This window comes from Candidatus Hydrogenedentota bacterium, from assembly GCA_019637335.1.
Classification (GTDB): domain Bacteria; phylum Hydrogenedentota; class Hydrogenedentia; order Hydrogenedentales; family JAEUWI01; genus JAEUWI01.
This window is the reverse complement of the sequence record JAHBVV010000017.1, coordinates 15937-33071: the sequence shown is the minus strand read 5'-3', so window position 1 is coordinate 33071 and position 17135 is coordinate 15937. Positions and strand designations below refer to the sequence as shown.

The 17135-nt window shown below is 65.5% G+C and carries 9 protein-coding genes; 2 read left to right on the top strand and 7 right to left on the bottom strand.

Annotation, left to right across the window (positions count from 1 at the left end; translation table 11 throughout):
* Nucleotide 1: 1 nt before the first annotated feature.
* The 5 genes from KF886_17145 to KF886_17125 all read right to left on the bottom strand — a co-directional run bounded on the left by KF886_17145 (nt 2) and on the right by KF886_17125 (nt 9680).
* Nucleotides 2-4003: a PKD domain-containing protein gene (locus KF886_17145; GenBank protein ID MBX3179084.1), complete on the bottom strand. Its 4002-nt coding sequence runs from the start codon at nt 4001-4003 to the stop codon at nt 2-4.
* 152 nt (nt 4004-4155) lie between these two features.
* The gene (locus tag KF886_17140; GenBank protein MBX3179083.1) at nt 4156-5427 is read right to left on the bottom strand and encodes an AGE family epimerase/isomerase; all 1272 of its coding nucleotides are present in this window, start codon (nt 5425-5427) and stop codon (nt 4156-4158) included.
* A gap of 120 nt (nt 5428-5547) precedes the next feature.
* On the bottom strand, nt 5548-7302 hold the full coding sequence (locus KF886_17135) for a hypothetical protein (GenBank protein ID MBX3179082.1): 1755 nt from the start codon (nt 7300-7302) through the stop codon (nt 5548-5550).
* Nucleotide 7303: 1 nt separating this feature from the next.
* Nucleotides 7304-8197, bottom strand: a complete 894-nt coding sequence (locus tag KF886_17130) for a hypothetical protein (GenBank protein ID MBX3179081.1) — start codon at nt 8195-8197, stop codon at nt 7304-7306.
* Nucleotides 8198-8312: 115 nt separating this feature from the next.
* Nucleotides 8313-9680, bottom strand: a complete 1368-nt coding sequence (locus KF886_17125) for a hypothetical protein (GenBank protein ID MBX3179080.1) — start codon at nt 9678-9680, stop codon at nt 8313-8315.
* Nucleotides 9681-9840: 160 nt separating this feature from the next.
* On the opposite strand from KF886_17125, the gene KF886_17120 reads away from it, so the two are divergent.
* Nucleotides 9841-11355 carry a sulfatase-like hydrolase/transferase gene (locus KF886_17120; GenBank protein ID MBX3179079.1) on the top strand — a complete coding sequence of 505 codons (1515 nt, stop codon included), beginning with the start codon at nt 9841-9843 and terminating at the stop codon, nt 11353-11355.
* Between the two features lie 25 nt (nt 11356-11380).
* Here the strand turns inward: KF886_17120 and KF886_17115 are convergent, their stop codons facing one another.
* The gene (locus tag KF886_17115) at nt 11381-11848 is read right to left on the bottom strand and encodes a CoA-binding protein (protein ID MBX3179078.1); all 468 of its coding nucleotides are present in this window, start codon (nt 11846-11848) and stop codon (nt 11381-11383) included.
* 304 nt (nt 11849-12152) lie between these two features.
* Here KF886_17115 and KF886_17110 point away from each other — a divergent pair, with 304 nt between their 5' ends.
* On the top strand, nt 12153-15020 hold the full coding sequence (locus KF886_17110) for a PQQ-dependent sugar dehydrogenase (protein ID MBX3179077.1): 2868 nt from the start codon (nt 12153-12155) through the stop codon (nt 15018-15020).
* 413 nt (nt 15021-15433) lie between these two features.
* On the opposite strand, the gene KF886_17105 is transcribed toward KF886_17110, so the two are convergent.
* A complete protein-coding gene (locus tag KF886_17105; protein MBX3179076.1) occupies nt 15434-16741 on the bottom strand; it encodes a glycoside hydrolase family 140 protein in 1308 nt (435 codons plus the stop codon).
* Nucleotides 16742-17135 lie beyond the last annotated feature (394 nt).

The following is a 17135-nucleotide window of genomic DNA, read 5'->3' as shown; positions in this document are numbered from 1 at the left end:
ACTAACGCAAATCGATACCGTCGCCCCGCGCGCCAATCTGGCGCTCCCATGTTCCCGGCCCGTCCGCGTCCGGCTGTTCGCCATACACGACGACGCCACCGCCGTCCAGCACGCGCAGCCCCCAGTTTTCGCAAGCAACCGCGGGCAACGCCACCCGCCACACGACCTCGCCGCCGGCGCCAATTCGATAACAGACCGGTTGCCGCGTCTCGGCGCCGCCCGGCGCGGCGAGTACATACACATCGCTCGCCGGGGCATCGGCAACCGCGGCCACGTCCGCCGCCAGTTGGTCTGGCAACGCAACGCGCCAGCGGAATTCGCCGTCGTCATCCAGGCGCAAGAGCACCAGCGCGCCGCGCGTTTCGGCTTCCGCGTCCGCGCCCGCGACGAGCAAACCACCCTCCGCAAGCGGATAAATCGCGGAAACCCGCTCCAGCCGGAGGGCCGACAAATCAACGGCCCAAATCGGCGCCAGGCGGTCATCACTGCGGATCAGCACCAGCCCCGCCGCATCGTGAAGCGCCGCCGCCCAGCCGCCATCGTCGAAGCGCGCCACGGGCGCCTGCGCGGCCAGGGCATCGGCCAGGAATTCCGCCCCTTTCAGCCAGTCGAACCAGGCCCGCGCGTCCTTCGCGGACACGGTGACCGTCACCGGCGTGTCCACCGTGAAATCTCCGAGCTCCGTGGTGATCGTGAGCGACGCCATGTACGAGCCCGCGGCAAGGTAGCTGTGCGCCGGGCTTTCGTCCGTGCTCGAATTCCCATCGCCGAAATCCCACGCCCGGGCGGATACCGTCAGATTGCCGATGTTCGACGTGTCGGCAAAGTTCACTTCCTCCATCTCCATAACGTTGTCCGGCGTGGCGGTGAACGAAACGATGGGATCAATCTCGACGGTCGTCACCAGCGCCGTCGCCGTTACGCCCTCGGCGGAATCCATCGTCACCCGGGCCTCGTAGATGCCCGGCGCCATGTATTCGTGGGTCGGGGCGGCCTCCGTGCTCGTGTTTCCGTCGCCGAAGTCCCACGCCCACGTGACCTCGGTCAATGGCGTGGGATCCGTGTTGTTGGTGAAAACCGCCATGGCCGTGCCCGCGCCCGGGGTCACCATCGCGGTCACGTCCAGCACCGGCTGCACCATGATGAAGCCGGTACGCACGCGAGAAGCCTCGCCCTGGGTGGTGGTGATGGTCAGGCTCACGTCGTAGAAGCCCGGCGTCATGTACTCGTACATCGGCGCTTCTTCGTCCATCACCGGATCGCCCTCGCCCAGGGTCCATACGCGCGCCGTCGTCTCCAGCAGGCCCGTATTCGTCGTGTCGGTGAAGGTCACCGCAAGCGGCGCGGGCCCCGACGTCGCGCTTGCGCTGAACTGGACGTCCGGCGCCACCACGATATAGCCCGCCTTGATCTCGGTGTCCGCCCCTTGCGTGCTGTTGATCGTCAATGAAACGGTGTATGTCCCCGGCTGGGTATAGGTATGGGCCGGGTTCCGCAGGGCGCTCGTCGCGCCATCGCCGAAATCCCACGCCCACGTGAGAATCTCGAGGCTGCCGGGATCGGTCTCGTCGGTAAACTGCACCCCAAGCGAATCCACGCCCTCGGTCACGTCCGCGGAAAACGCCGCGGCTGGTCGCACCACCACAAAGCCATCTCGCCGGGTGGCGCTCGCGCCCAGGTCCGTCTGCACCGTCAGCGTCACGTTGTACACCCCCGGCGCGGCGTAGCTGTGCGACGGGTTCTGCTGCGTGCTCCGCCGGCCATCGCCGAAATCCCACTCCCAGCCGACGATTTCCAGGTTGCCGGGGTCGGTCTCGTCCATGAACTGGACATCGTGCGGCGCCCCCGCCCCGTCGCGCGGCGCGGCGGAAAACGCCGGCGTGGGCCGCAGGCGCACCGCCCCGGCATGGGTCGTCGTGGCTTCGCCCTGGTCCGTGGTAATCGTCAGCGCCACATCGTAGGAGCCGGCCTGGGTGTACGTGTGCGACGGCGTCGGCAGATCGCTGGTCCCGCCATCCCCGAAATCCCAGGCCCAGAGCCCGATCGCAAACGGCGACGCGTCGGTGGTGTCGGAAAAGGACACCGTGGCCGGGGCCAGGCCGGTCGCGGGCGTCACGGTGAACGTGACATCCGGCGTTATTGTGACAAACTCCGTCTTGCGGGCGGTATTCAGGCCCGCCGCGGTGGTCACGGTAAGCGACACCGTGAAATTTCCCGGCTGGGCATAGGTGTGCAACGGGTCCTCCACCGTACTGGTGTTGCCGTCCCCGAAATCCCACGCGCGCGCCGTAATCGGCCCGGATCCCGGATCCGACGCGTCGCGGAACTGCACGGCGAGCGGCGCCACGCCCCCGGTGACATCGGCGGTGAAATCGGCGCGCGGCGCCTGCACCGCCCGGATCAACTCATTTCGGGTTGACGTGCTTTCGCCTTCTTCGGTCGTGACCGTCAGCGTAACCGTGTAGCGGCCCGGATTGCTGTATACCCGCGTGGGGTGCTGGTCGGTGCTCGTGGTCCCGTCGCCGAAGTCCCACAGCCACTCGTTAATCGGGCTGCTGCCCGGCGACGAGGTGTCGGTGAAACTCACGGAAAGCGGGGTCTGGCCCGTTTGCGGCGTGGCCGTAAACGACGCCGCCGGCGGCGCCGTAACCACAATGTAATCGGGTTCGGCCTTGAAACCGGAGCCCACGGCCGATTCGACCCGCAGCGACACCGTGTAAACCCCCGGGGCGGTATATGTGTGCGCCGGGCGCGCATCGCCGCTGAAAGTACCGTCGCCAAAACTCCACTGGCGTCCGGTAATCGGCGAATCGCCCGGCGTGGACAAATCCTGGAACTCCACCGTGAGCGGCGCATCGCCCTGCCTGACCGAGGCGCTGAAATCGGCCGCGGGCCTCGCCTGCGCGACGATATACCGCTCGCGCAGCACCGCGCTCGTTCCCGCCGCGGAGGTCACCGTCAGCGATACATCGTACGCGCCGGACGCCGCGAACTCGTGTATCGGGTTGCGATCGCTCGAACTCGTCCCGTCCCCGAAATCCCACAGCCATTCCTCGATCGGGGCCGAGCCCGAAAGTGATTCATCCAGGAAGCTCACGGCCAGGGGCGCGGCGCCTTCCCGCGGCGCGGCGCTGAAGGCCGCGGCCGGCCGTTGCGTAACCGTGATGAAATCGGCGCGCGTCCGGGTGGCTTCACCCGCATCGTTGCGCGCCGTCAGCGAAACCGTGTACGGCCCCGGCGCCGAATAGATGTGCAGCGGGTTCCGCTCGGAGCTGGTCGTGCCGTCGCCAAATTCCCAGAACCACGACGTGATCGCCGAGGTTCCCGGCATGGACCGATCGGTGAACTGCACGTTCAGCGGGGCGCTTCCCCCGGTCGGCGATGCGTCGAAGTCCACCATCGGCACGGCGCTCACCACAATGTAGCCGGGTCGAACCACGGTGTTGGCCCCCCCGTCCGTCGTCACCGTCAGCGACACTTCGTATTCGCCGGGCTGCACATACTCATGAACGGGATTGCGGTCCGTGCTGGTCTCGCCGTCGCCAAAATCCCAGAGCCATTCCGCGGACTCGTGGGGGCCCGTGTCCGATTCGTCCAGGAACCGGACGGTAAGCGGCGGCGTGCCCGCGCGCGGGGCGCCCGAAAACGAGGCGGCGGGTTCCGCCCGGACGCGGATATACTCGTTGCGCGTGCGCGTGGTCGATCCGTTGCGGTTGGACACCGTCAGGGAGACGCGGTAGAGCCCGGGCGCCTCGTACACATGCGCCGGATTCTCCATCGCGCTCTGGGATCCATCTCCGAAGTCCCACGCGAACGCGTCAATCGGCGTGCTGCCCTCGCCGGGCGCCGCCGTGAACTGCACGGCCAGCGGCGCCGCGCCCTCGGTCGGGCTGGCGGAAAAATCGGCGAAGGGCGGGGCGAAGGGACAACCCGGCAGCCACAACAGCGCCAGGAGCGCCGCCGCCATCCCAACCAACCGCCCGGAAATTGATGCGTTATTCATCCTGACCCGCCTTCATGGATTCCGGGACGCCACACGAACGCCCGCGCTGGTCCGCAAGAGCGTTTCGGCGGCGCCGCGCTGTCGACCCGCTGCCTTCCACATGTACGGGCATTCTGCCCGCCGGCGGGGCGATTGTCAACCGGGATGCGGCGTCAACCGGCGCTTGCGATGAGCTGGGAGAGCCGCCGCTCGCATTGGATCGTGGCGCGCACGGTGTGGTAGTTGATCTTCCACGCGTGCCCCATGTAGTCCCACAGCCGGTTGTTCTGCTCGTCAAACAACGGATACCACTCGCCCACCCGGTGATTAATCACGTGATCCATCACGAACCGGTGCACATTTTCGTAGCCGTCCAGGTACTTTTCCTCGCCGTACAGCAGGCAGCCGTCCAGCAGGCCCACCATCGTTTCCGCCTGCTGCCAAAACTCCTTGTTCCGCTCCCGCGCCGGACCGTCGTGCGGACCCTCGCAGAATACCCCGCCGCGCTCCCAGTCAATGCCGTAGTTGAGGCAGTGGTCGTACAGTTTCCGCATCGGTTCGCGATACGCCTCCACATCGAGCCCGAGTATGTCGATCGAATGCTTCAACAGCCACCCGAACTCCACGTTGTGCCCGAAGCTGGTGTTGTTCATCGGGCGCCCATCGTCCTCCTCGACGTCCCGGTCGGATCCCCACACATCCCGGAAGATTATCGCGCGGAGCGGTGTCCAGTCGAGTGCAAACTGGGCCACGCCCGTGCCAAACTCCGGATGGATCATGTGCTGGAAGATCAGGTCGATCACGTAGCACGCGTCCTCCTTGTACTTCTCCTCGCCCGTCGCTTCGTAGAGGTTCGTGAACGCTTCCATCAGGTGCATGTGCACGTCGAAGGACTTCCGGTCGCCGCCGTACACCCCCGGGCGCTTCGGACGCCAGTCCTCCTCAAGAAACTCCAGAAAGCCGCCATGTTCCTTGTCCGCCGCGCGGTTGATGAGCGTATTGTACGTCTCCACCGCCATCTCCAGCGCGCGCGCATCGCCCGAAGCCATCGCGTACTCGCTCAAGGCGTAAATCGCAAACGAATGCCCGTAGGTCAGCTTGCTCCGGTTCTCCGGTACGCCCTCGCGTGTCGTCGTCCAGTACCAGCCCGTGTACTCGTCGTCCCAGAAGTGTTCGATCAGGAATTCGACGCCCTGGCGCGCAATCTCCAGAAACTTACCATCCCCCAGGTTCGCCCGGTGCGCCGACGCCGCCGAATAGATCATCCGCGTCTGGCACACCAGCGTTTTCGTGCCCTCGCCCGTCGGGTTGCCGTCCTTGTCAAGGTAGGTCAGAAAGCCGCCGTATTCGTGGTCCGTGCCGTGCGTCAGCCAGAAGGGGATTAACTCGTTAAACAGGTGATTCTGGACTTCCTTGATCAGCGGGGTGAGACGTTCTTTATTCATCCGGAGTAAACCTTGCAAATACATCGCGCTTGGAATGGGCGGCTGGGGAAAAAGTGGTCAAAACAACGCCCGATCATCGCAGAAAAGCCCCGGAAAAGACAAGCGCATCGCGGCTTGCCGTCAATACTCCGGCCTGAATAGCTTGACCGCGCCGGACGGCGCAAGCTGAAGGAAGGCCCGCCCCGGCGCCTCCAGCGGCTCGGTGAACCGGTAGCGAAGCGCAAGCACACCGCGCTGCGTTTCCGGCGGCGCGTCGAGGCCCTCCCGGATCGCTTGCAACAATGGTCCCTCCTCCCGAATGTAGGCCTCCTCCACCTCGGAAATCTCGATGGTGTACGCCGGATCCCGAGCCGACATCCCGGCCCGAAACCGGGGAAGCGGCCGCGCCATGAAGATGGGTTCCAGCCCCGTCCGGAGATAGGCGCCACTCGCGGGGCGCAGTTCGATGGTGTGCGCGTCGGCGGCCGTTATCCGCGATGGGACTTCTCCGGCAATGTCGGCCGTCACGGAAAGTACCGTGAACGCCTTATCCGCGTGCCGCTCGGCGGCGAAGCGGATCGCCGGGACCAGGTAGCCGCAGGTCCAGGGCACGTCTATGAGAAAAACCTCTTCCACCTCCGGATGCGCGTCGAGATAGGCGGCCACCCGCTCGGCGGCGGCGCGCGGCAAAATCCCGGAGGCCCGGACCGCGATCGCATTGCCGGTGGAAACGAGGACCCCGAATACAATCGACGCCGGGATCATCGCCCGGGCCGCCCGCGCCCGCCACCGCACACTCGATTTGCAGCCAGCCTCGTGCAACTTTACGTACAGCACGACAACCACCGGAGCGCACAGCAGGTAGTAGATCGGGTTGTGCCCCATCGTGGCGGTGGGCGCGAGGCAGATCACGAGCCAGCCGATGAAAAAGTAGCGGAAGGGCGGCCGCATCCAGCGAAGCACCACGAACGCCGTGGCCGCCGCCGCCACAAGCGCAACCGCAAGCAACACCGGCGATCGCTCGATTATCGCGGGATAAACGAGCGCGGGAATCTGGTAGAAAAGCGCCAGCGGCGCGTGCGCGAGCTTGGCGAGAAAGAAAACCAGAAACCCGGGCTCGCCGGGATCATGGAAGTAGAACCCGCCCGGCGGTACGGGAAAGCCGTCCAGGTACACGGAGCGCACCGCAAAGTAGACCGGGATCAGCGCGTAGAACGGCGCGACCGCCCAGGCGCGCCGCCGCCACCCATCACGCCCGAGCGCCTCCGGAGGGTAGAGGAACGCCGCCGCGAGCGTGTGGAACAGCGGCAGCATCACCGCGTTCTCCTTCGATCCCAGTGCCAGCACGGCGGCGGCCAGCGCCAACGAGTACGACGCCGATCCGCCCCGCCGGTGAAACTGGCCCAGGCTGATCACCGACGCCAGCACGAATACACCGGCCACCAGTTCCGTGCGCCCGTTAATCTGGTTGACGGCAAGCTGGTTGACGGACCAGGCCGCAAACAGGACCCCAAGCAGGAAGCGCCCGCGCGCGCCGAGGCCAAAGTCCGCGCCCCACCGGTAAACCAGCAGCGTAATCAGCAGATATAGAGCGATGTTGGAGAGATAGAAGCCCGCCGCCCGCTCGCCCCACAGCGCCAGGTCCAGCTTGAGGCTCGCCATGACAACCGGGCGGAAATAGTGCAGCCGAAAATCCTGGAAATCCGGCGGGAGCCAGCCGTCCGTAATGGTTTCCTCGTCCCACTGAAAAGCCCGCGCGAGCTCCGCAAAGCTCCAGGAGGCATTGCGTGCATTGCGGACCAGAATGAAGTCGTCCCCGGCAAAGGTCCCCGCCAGGGATGCGGCATAGGTAAGCAACACCAGCCCGGAAATGGCGGCAGGCGCCAGTCGACGCATTTCAGTCCTCGCCAGTGGCCCCCGGCGCCTCGGCGCGCGCGGCCGCCTGAGTTGATTCATAAAACGCCAGAATTGTCTCATCCGCGGGAGAGGGCCTCCGCAGCGAACGGTGATAGCCCGGAATCAGCGGGGCCGCTCGCTCAATGCCAAACACGCGCCGGGTCAGCGCGCGCACCTCGCGGGTCGAAATATCAAAACGAAAATACAGCGACTCCACCGGCACGGGGAAGGGCGTGATCGGGCCGTCTTTCTCCGCCCGCGCCAGGGCCGCCGTAAGGCGAGACTCGCGCAGCCATTGCTCGCCACGAACGATATTGTCCGACGTGAAGTTGTGTCCCGCATAGCTGAAGCGTTTGGATATGGCCGCGATCGTCTTGTTCGTGTAATTCCGGAACGTCATCCGGCCGAGCCGGTTCAAATGCCCCGGAACCCCGTTGCCGATCACCAGCACCCCCGCGACCGGCGGCGCGGGATCCCGTTCACACGCGGCCAGCAGCGCCTCCAGAACAAACGGGGAAGCCAGACACAAGCCCACCACCGTGGGCGGCGACGCCGCGTCGAGGAAAATGTCCACCAGATCCGCCACCACGGCATCCGGCTCAAAGCGCCCGTCCTGGCCCTCAAAGCGGTAGTGCGCTTCAAACACGGACGGCGCCCCGGCCTCCTCCAGGAGGCTGCGGAGAACCGCGTTGCTGTATTCACCCTGGTGCGGGTCCCAGCTGCCCGGCAGCAGCACGGCGGGGCCGCGCCCCGTGTCGGGCCGCGCGCCCTCGGCCAGCCGGCTTTCCAAAAAATAAAGCCCCCGCATCGGCATGCCTCGCCACGTCGGCGCCTCCTCGCTCACTACGCCGGGCAGCGAGCGGGCGTGCAGGGGCGTGCGTTCCTCGTGTGTCATGTTAGCGCCTCCCGGGCCCGGCCTGCGCGCCGGGCGTTGAACCACACAGGTGCTACACGATACCCCAGGGGCGCATGAAAGTTACAACCAGCCGCGTGCCGGAGCCGGTCCCGGATCAGAACCCATACTCCGCCGCGAGGAACTTCCCGGGATACGCCGCGCTGTAAAAGTCGGTCCGGCCGCCGTCCAACGACGCGCAAATATCAAGGCTTTCCCGCATGCGCTCGATCCAGCCCGCTTCCATCGGCGGCACGCTCAGGCGCCCCGACGAAACAGCCTCTTCAATAATGGCCACGCCTTCCCGCGCGGCATTCAGGGTGCGCTCCATACGGCCCGGCGCAGCGACGATGGCGCGGGCCAACCGCAGCGCGGAGGAGGGCGCAATCATCAACGCCTCGGCGCTCGTGTGCACGTCCGACTCGCTCAGGAGATCGCGCAACGCGATGGCCTGTCCCGCCATCGTGGCGGTGTTCATCAGCTTGCAGTCGTACCACAGTTGTTCGAGGCAGACCGCCGGCGTATGCCCCCCAAACAGGTTCACAAACGGCACGGACTCGTTGCTCCACAGATCGCAGCAACACATGGCCACATTACCGAGAGGGCTGGAGTGGGCACACGCGGCCGATTTCCCCTCCATCGCCACCGGAATGCCCGCGATCGCCTTGAGAACCGGCCCCTCGTACGCGCAGTCCTTGTCCGGGCCCGTCGCCCCGCATTCCAGCGCCACGAGCGAACGGGCCGCCCCCATCGCGCGCACCACGGCCGCAAAGACCGTGGGGATCATCCGCTTGCCCGCCAGTTGCATCGCCGTGTTCGCAAAGCCGCAGGCCGCGTCCCCGCCCGGAACCTTGCCGTGGCGGCGGCTGATATCCACGACCCGGGTCCACACGAATTCCATGTCGCGCGACGCCAACTCACCCAGCGCAAACGCGACACCGCCCGCGTCGCAAAGCAACAGGGCCTCGTCCGACACCTCCTTCCCCCCGGTCGACTCGATGGAGAGAATATCGGAGTACGGCGCGCAACGCTCAAAGGTCTCGAACATCAGCTCGGTTTCGGCGCTGGTCCGGTTCCGGGGCGGGCGATTCCGATCGCGGATATCGGCCACCGTCGTCCGCAGCGCCACGTTCAAACCGCCATCCCGCCACGCGTCAATGACCTCGCGGGTGGCGGCAATCACACGCTCGCCCCACGCCGGATTCAGTGTCATCTCGAAAACGAGTTCGATCTCGATTACAAAAGCCGGAATCGAAAGCTGCTGCGCGCGCTCCAGCGCGTGCTCCGCCATGAGCCGGTATTCGGCCACCACCGCATCGATCGTCTCTTCCCGGACGCCGCTCCCGTGCGCCAGGATATAGTTCAACTCCGGAATGGTCTCACCGGCCCCCACCCGAATGGACGGCGTCACTTGAACCGGATTTGGACACGCGCCAAAGACAAGCTGGTCCAAGCCATCAATGCAGAGCGAAGAAAACGTACGCATGAGCGGCGCCTCCCCCCGGTGACGCGGGGTATGTGGTTACTACGGAACCATAGTAGCCGAAACGCCACGGAAAGCGTTAGCGCCATCGGTGGCGTGCGACCCTCGACCCGGGCTGCTATACTGAATCGCGAAATGCCCCCGGCCAGGAAAGGCGCGAACCATGTACAGAAGCCAACCAAAGCACCGTGAATCGCCCCGCGTGGGGCGGCGCGCCTTTCTGGCGTCCGCGGCCTTTGCCGCCGCAGGCCTGACCGCGCACGGAGCCGGGCGGCTGGCCGAGTCCGCCGCGCGCGTCGAAGCCATCGTTCAAGCGGCGGGCGATGCGCCAAGACGCGCGAACGGACGCCCGAATATCCTCGTGATCACCACCGACCAGCAATGGGGCGGCGCCATGGGATGCGCTGGAAATCCGTACCTGCGCACCCCCGCGATGGATAGCCTCGCCGCGAACGGGGTCCAGTTCGAGGCCGCCTACACACCCAACCCGATCTGTGTCCCCGCGCGCACGAGTTACATGACCGGCACCAGCTCGCACGAAAACGGCGTTGTCACCAATATGCGTCCGGGCCAGGTGGACGTCACCGCGCCCTGCCTCGCGAAGTACTTCCGCGATGGCGGCTACGATACCGGCCACGTGGGAAAGTGGCATATCCCGCGCCCGATCGAGGACACCGCCTGGAGCGGCTTCAACTACATCAATTCCGCGCGAAACAACGGCGTGGACTTCAACATCCCCGAGCATTGCGCCGAATTCATGCTGCGCCCCCGGGAGAACCCGTTCCTCCTCATCGCTTCCTTCGTGAACCCGCATGACATATGCGAGTGGGCGCGACGCCTGAGCGGTCTGGAGCAAACGCTGCCGAACGGCGAAATCGGTCCGCCGCCGCCGCCCGGGGATTGCCCGCCGCTGCCGCCAAACCGCGCAATTCCCGAGGGCGAGCCCGCCGCCATCCGACAGCACCAGTTTGACCCCAATATGACCAGCGCCTACCCAACCCGCGACTGGGCGCCGGACGACCCGCGCTGGCGCCAGTACCTCTGGGGCTACTACCGCATGACCGAGTTGGTCGACGCCTATATCGGCCAGGTCCTCGGCGTGCTCCGGGAGGCGGGCCTGGAGGAAAACACCGCCATCGTGTTCGCCAGCGACCACGGCGACGGCCTGGGCGCGCACCGCTGGAACCAGAAGACGCTCTTCTACGATGAAGTGGCGCGCGTGCCCTTTATCGTGAGCTGGAAGGGGCGAACGCGCGCCGGCCTCCGGAATCGCGAGCACCTCATCAACCTGGGAACGGACCTTTTCCCCACGCTCTTCGACCTGGCCGGCATACCCGCGCCAGAGGGGCTCCGGGGACTCAGCGCCGCGCCCGCCGCCCTGGGCCGCGCGGACGCCCCCGCCCATCCGTACATCGTCACGGAGAACAACCATCACAGCGGCGTGGGCAATCCAACGGACGTTCACGGGCGCATGCTCCGGTCCGCGCGCTACAAGTACATCCGCTACAGTCAGGGCGCGCCCGCGGAGCAACTCTTCAATCTCGAGACTGATCCGGGAGAAACCACCGATCTCGCCCATACCGGAACCGCGCCGGATGTCCTTAATCACCACCGGCGCCTGCTCGACGACCACCTCGCGGCGACCGGAGACCCCTTCCCCCGATTCCGCGCGGGATAGCTTCCGCACCCTTCATGATCGCCCGTCAAACCGGCACGCGGCCGGACCGCTGTAGCCACCAGCGCATGCACCGGTGCGGCACATCGACCGGCTCGCAGAACATCAGCGGGCAACCGCCCACAATCGGCTCAATACCCAGGCGCGCGCACTCCGAAAGCGCCTCGTCGGACACACTGCCGCCGCCGAAGGACCGGTGGAACCACAACTGCCCCACACCGCGATCCGCGCACTGCCGAACCAGATCGGTGGAAACCTTCGGGTGCGTGGCGATGACGACCCCGTCCAGTTCGCCCGGGATGGACGCGAGATCCGGATAGCACGGCGTACCCTCCACCGTCTCCGCATGGGGGTTGACGGCGAAAACCGTATACCCGGACTTCACGAGCTTCTTGAAGATCGCGTTCGCCGCCACATCCCCTCGTCGGGACACCCCGGCCACCGCGATACGCTTCCCCCGAAGGAATTCCGCCACAGGCGTTGGAATGGTGCGCATGGAAACATCCCCTTTCCCGAGCCGGCAGACGGGTATCGATGGATGCCCGGGCGGCCCGGCTGTTGCGCGCGATCACGCGCCCCTTCAGTTAATCAGAAACCGCCGAATTCCGCAATGAAAAACCGAAGCCCACCCGGCCGCGCCAAACCCGCATGTAATCTTCACTTGACACCACCGGCAAGACCAGTGATACTAACGCGCAAGGCGCAGGGCAGCCGCCGGAAGCAACGCGTGTCGTTTCTTTCCCGCATTACCGGCCTGAAGGCGGTTGCCGGCGTAACCACAACCTGGGGAGGATGTCGCCATGCGGGCGCTTGCTGTTTTTGTCTGGTGTGTTTTCGCGGGAGCCCTACTGGCGCAGAACGCCGCGGACGCCGCACTGACGACCGTGCGCGTCGCGACCGGGCTGGAGAAGCCGCTTTTTGTCACGGCCCCGCCCGGCGATACCGATCGCCTGTTCGTCGTGGGGCAGGAGGGGACCATTCACGTCCTCAATCAGGCCTTCGAGGATGGCGCAGCCACGCTGGTTCCCGAACCAACGCCCTTTCTGGACCTCACCGCCCTGGTGAGCGACACCAACCTGATTTCCCACGGTCGCAGCGAACAGGGGTTGCTCGGCCTCGCCTTTCATCCGCAATATGCCGACAACGGCTATTTCTTCGTGTCCTACACCGAGCGGAACGATGCGGATCCCTTCCACGCCGACTCCGTGGTCGCCCGCTATCAGGTCAGCGCGGACAATCCGGACCGGGCCGACCCCGGAAGCGGCGTCGAAATCGTCCGGGTGGAGAATCCGAACGAAAACCACAACGGCGGTATGATCGCCTTCGGCCCGAACGACGGCTACCTGTACTTTTCGACCGGGATCATGCAGGGAACCGGCGACAACGGTTTGAATCTCGCGCTGTTGAAAGGCAAATTGCTCCGCCTGGATGTGGACAACGGGCTCCCCTACGCCATTCCCCCGGACAACCCGTTTGTGGGCGAAGGCGGCGGCGTTCGGGAGGAGATCTGGGCCCTGGGCCTCCGCCAGCCCTGGCGTTTCTCCTTCGACCGCGCCAATGGCGACATGTACCTCGGCGATGTGGCCGGGGGCGGTCCGGAGGAACTCAACTACCAGCCCGGCTCCAGCAAGGGCGGCGAAAATTACGGGTTCAACGTGATGGAGGGCAACGCGTGCATCGGCTTCGGCGGCCCCTGCTCGGGAACCGGGTGCGTGACGGAGGGCCTGACGCTGCCCATCTACGATCGCTGCCATGGCGATATCGGAGCCCCGAAGGAAGCCATCATCGGCGGCTATGTCTACCGGGGCGACAAAATCCCCGAACTTCAGGGGGCCTATTTCTTCGGGGACTGGAGCGGACCGGCCACGGGCGCCTGCGATCCGGCCGGCCCATCGAAAATCTGGTCGCTGCGCCTCGAAAACGGCGCAATCGTGGAATTCATCGATCGCACCGTGGAACTCGATCCGGGCGCGGGCATGGTCATCAACAACCTGACTTCGTTCGGGGAGGACGCGGCGGGCGGGCTCTACATCTGTTCGCGCGGTGACATCAACACCCCCACGTGTCCGCGCGCCCGTTTTCTCGGCGAAATCTATAAGATTGTCTCCACCGACGACCCGCAACCGCTTCTGATAGGAAACGCTGTACCGTCCGAAGGTGAAGGCGAAGGTGAAGGCGAAGGCGAAGGCGAAGGTGAAGGCGAGGGCGAGGGCGAGGGTGAGGGTGAGGGTGAGGGTGAGGGTGAGGGTGAGGGTGAGGGTGAGGGTGAGGGTGAGGGTGAGGGTGAGGGTGAGGGTGAGGGTGAGGGTGAGGGTGAGGGTGAGGGTGAGGGTGAGGGTGAGGGTGAGGGCGAGGGCGAGGGCGAGGGCGAGGGCGAGGGCGAGGGTGAAGGTGAAGGTGAAGGTGAGGGCGAGGGTGAGGGCGAGGGCGAGGGCGAAGGCGAAGGCGAAGGCGAGGAGGTCGTGGTTATCCCGCCGGCGCGGGATGTCACGCTGTACGAAGATGAAGACGGCGCTATCGCCAATGGCGCCGGCGCCTTCTTGTTCGTCGGTAACACGAACATCGGCGCGGTTCGGCGATCGCTGATCGCGTTCGATGTCGCCGGCGCGCTCCCGTCGGGAGCCACCGTTACCGGCGCGACGCTGACGATGACCGTGACGCGAACCATCGACGAAACCGCGCGGGACTTCATACTCGAACGGGCCGCGCGGGACTGGGGCGAGGGCAACTCCAATGCGGGCGCGCCGGGCGGAATGGGCGCGGGGGCGGCGGCGGGCGACGCCACCTGGACCTTTGCCTTCTTCGATTCCGACGCGTGGTCGAACGCGGGCGGCGACAGGACTTCCGGCATCCGCGCCACCGCCAGTGTTGCCGGCGAAGGCGAGTACACGTGGTCCGGCCCGCTCCTGGTCGAAGATGTACAGGCCTGGGCGGATAACCCCGCGACCAATTTCGGCTGGTTTGTCCTCGGCGACGAAACGCAGCCCACCACCGCACGCCAAATCGCCTCCCGGGAAAATACCGTCGCCAGCCAACGCCCCACGCTGCGGATTACTTACACCCCGGGCGAAGTCGTGGCGCAACTTGAGGCCGATTTCGAAGCGGACGTGCAATCGGGCATCGCGCCGCTTACTGTTCAATTCACCGACCGAACCCTATCCATCGGCAGCGAGATCCAGACCTGGTTCTGGAACTTCGGCGATGGCGCGTCCAGCTTCGAGCAAAACCCGAGCCACACCTACACCGCGCCCGGGAGCTACGACGTTTCATTGAGCGTAACCAACACGAACACGGACGACACCGCGGTTCGACGCGACTACATCGTGGTCAGCGATGCAGCGGCTGAAGGCGAAGGAGAGGGTGAAGGAGAAGGAGAGGGTGAAGGAGAGGGTGAAGGAGAGGGCGAGGGCGAGGGCGAGGGCGAAGGGGAAGGGGAAGGGGAAGGGGAAGGGGAAGGGGAAGGGGAAGGGGAAGGGGAAGGCGAAGGCGAAGGCGAAGGCGAAGGAGAGGGTGAAGGAGAAGGGGAAGGCGAAGGCAACCCACCGGGATGCATGCCCGGAACAAAAGACCTGGTGGACGGATTGCGACCAATCCTCGGCGACATCTTCATGCTCGGCATGGCGCTGGTCACCTTCCTCGGCTGGCACAGCCTCGGAAAGAAGAGGTAAGGGCGGATTCTTCCCCGTATACCGGTCGCAATCGCAAGCCAATTGCCGAAAGGCGCATTGGGTGGCCCGGCGCCGCGCGTTGCCGCGCTGCGGCAGCGGCGGCGCCGGGCATTGAATTGCGGTATCACTTTGGCCGAACGAAGTACAGTGGCCAAACCAGAGCGACTTACTGAATAAAGGCTACGTGCAACTATGGAGCGCCGGCGGCCCGCCGGCAGATTGCGCCACCGGCGCAAGGCAGCGTTCTGGAAATGCTACCGTCGCATCAGAATCCGCGTGTCGTCGGAGGACTCCGGCAACGTATTCTTGCACCTTCGGCGCCATGCCGGCGGGCCGCCGGCGCTCCATACACACCGTCTCCATTAGTACGAACTCATACTGTTCCGCACTTCAGACCGCTAAAGTGTTACGAATTACGGTGCGGGATACCCCCGGCCGGCGTCATCGACGACAAGCACCCAGTCTTCACCGGAAGCGTTCGTGGGCGGTTCGCATTCCAGGGAGCCGGTGTTGGCCTGTTCCCCGGCCACCGTGAACTCCCCGGTGCGCGGATCAAACCACCCAATCCGGACGGTATCCCCCGCAATCGCCGCCGTATTGATCACCGCCCGGTGGTGTTCCGGGAAATACACGAACATATACGTGGCGTCGCCCCGCCCCGGATGGCCGTCCCGCGTCGCCTGGAGGCGTCCCAACCCATTGGGGTTCTCGGACAGGATCAGTCCCTGATCGGGGATCCGCGTAAGATAGGGCCGGCTGAGCATCAAACGCTTCAGGTGCTTCATCTGGCTGGCGCCGGGCAGATCCAGGGCCTGATGCCACGGCGTCTCCACATCCCAAAGGGGCTTGCGGCCTTCGTCGTACATTTGCCAGATCGGGTGCGTGCCGTAAGTGTGCCCGTGCGCGCCCGCAAACACCGACCAGTACGCATTCCGCCGCACCTGGACCGCGCCCACCGGCCGCTTCTCCGGCATCGCGTCGGGCGGGTATTCGTAGGCGGGCTCCGCATCCATGCACGGCTTCGGCGGAATCAACGCATAATCGCGCTCGATCGCCCCGTAATTCATGCTCTTCGGATCGTGCCCGCTCTGGATCATGTTGAAATCCAGCCAGGCCTTGCCGTGCAATTCGGGAGAGGACGCGGTGCGCGGGTGATAGGTGATGAGCTGCGAATCTCCCACGGCCTCGCGCAGGCCCGCCGCCATTTCGTCCCAAACCGCCATGCTCTTCGTGGGCTGCCGGTCGCCGCCAAGGATCCAGATCACCGGACGGCTCCGATAGCGCTCCCCGATGAAGCGGCCGTAAGCGCGGGCGTTCCCGGCGTTGAAGAAATCATTGAGCTCGCGGCCCTCGTCGTTCCCGCCCGCCCAGCGGCCCCAGGTCGGCAGCATGCCCGTATACAGCCCCTTGTCCGCGGCGCGGTCCACGATCCAGTCCACATGGGCGAAATAGGCCTCGTTCGGCCGCCCCGGATCGAGATCGTGAAAGGGCTTTTCCCCGTAGGCGTTGCCTTGCTTGATGCCGCTCAACTCCGCCACCACAACCGCCTGAACCACGGTGAAGCCGTGGGCCGCCCGGCTCTCAAGGTAGCGTTCCGCCTCCTCCCGGTTCAGGCGGTGAAACAGCTCCCAGGCCGTATCGCCCAGGTAGAAAAACGGGCTCCCGTCCGCATAGGTCAGGAAGCGGCTGTTCTCGCTCACCCGAAGCGGCTCCAGACCCATCGCGCCCGCGCACAACACAACCAACGACAGTACAAGCCCGCAACGTAACACTCGATTCGAAGACATAACTTCATATCCTCCTGTTATAACCACGCCCCCAAAAAAACACCCTTCACCCTTTCCGCTTGCGGCGGACGTGCCGCCCCTTCACTCTTCACCCTTTCCGCCTGCGGCGGACGTGCCGCACCTTCACCCTTCACCCTTCACTCTTCACTCTTTCCGCCTGCGGCGGACGTTCCGCACCTTCACCCTTTCCGCCTGCGGCGGACGTGCCGCCCCTTCACCCTTCACTCTTTCCGCCTGCGGCGGACGTTCCGCACCTTCACCCTTTCCGCCTGCGGCGGACGTGCCGCCCCTTCACCCTTCACCCTTTCCGCTTGCGGCGGACGTTCCG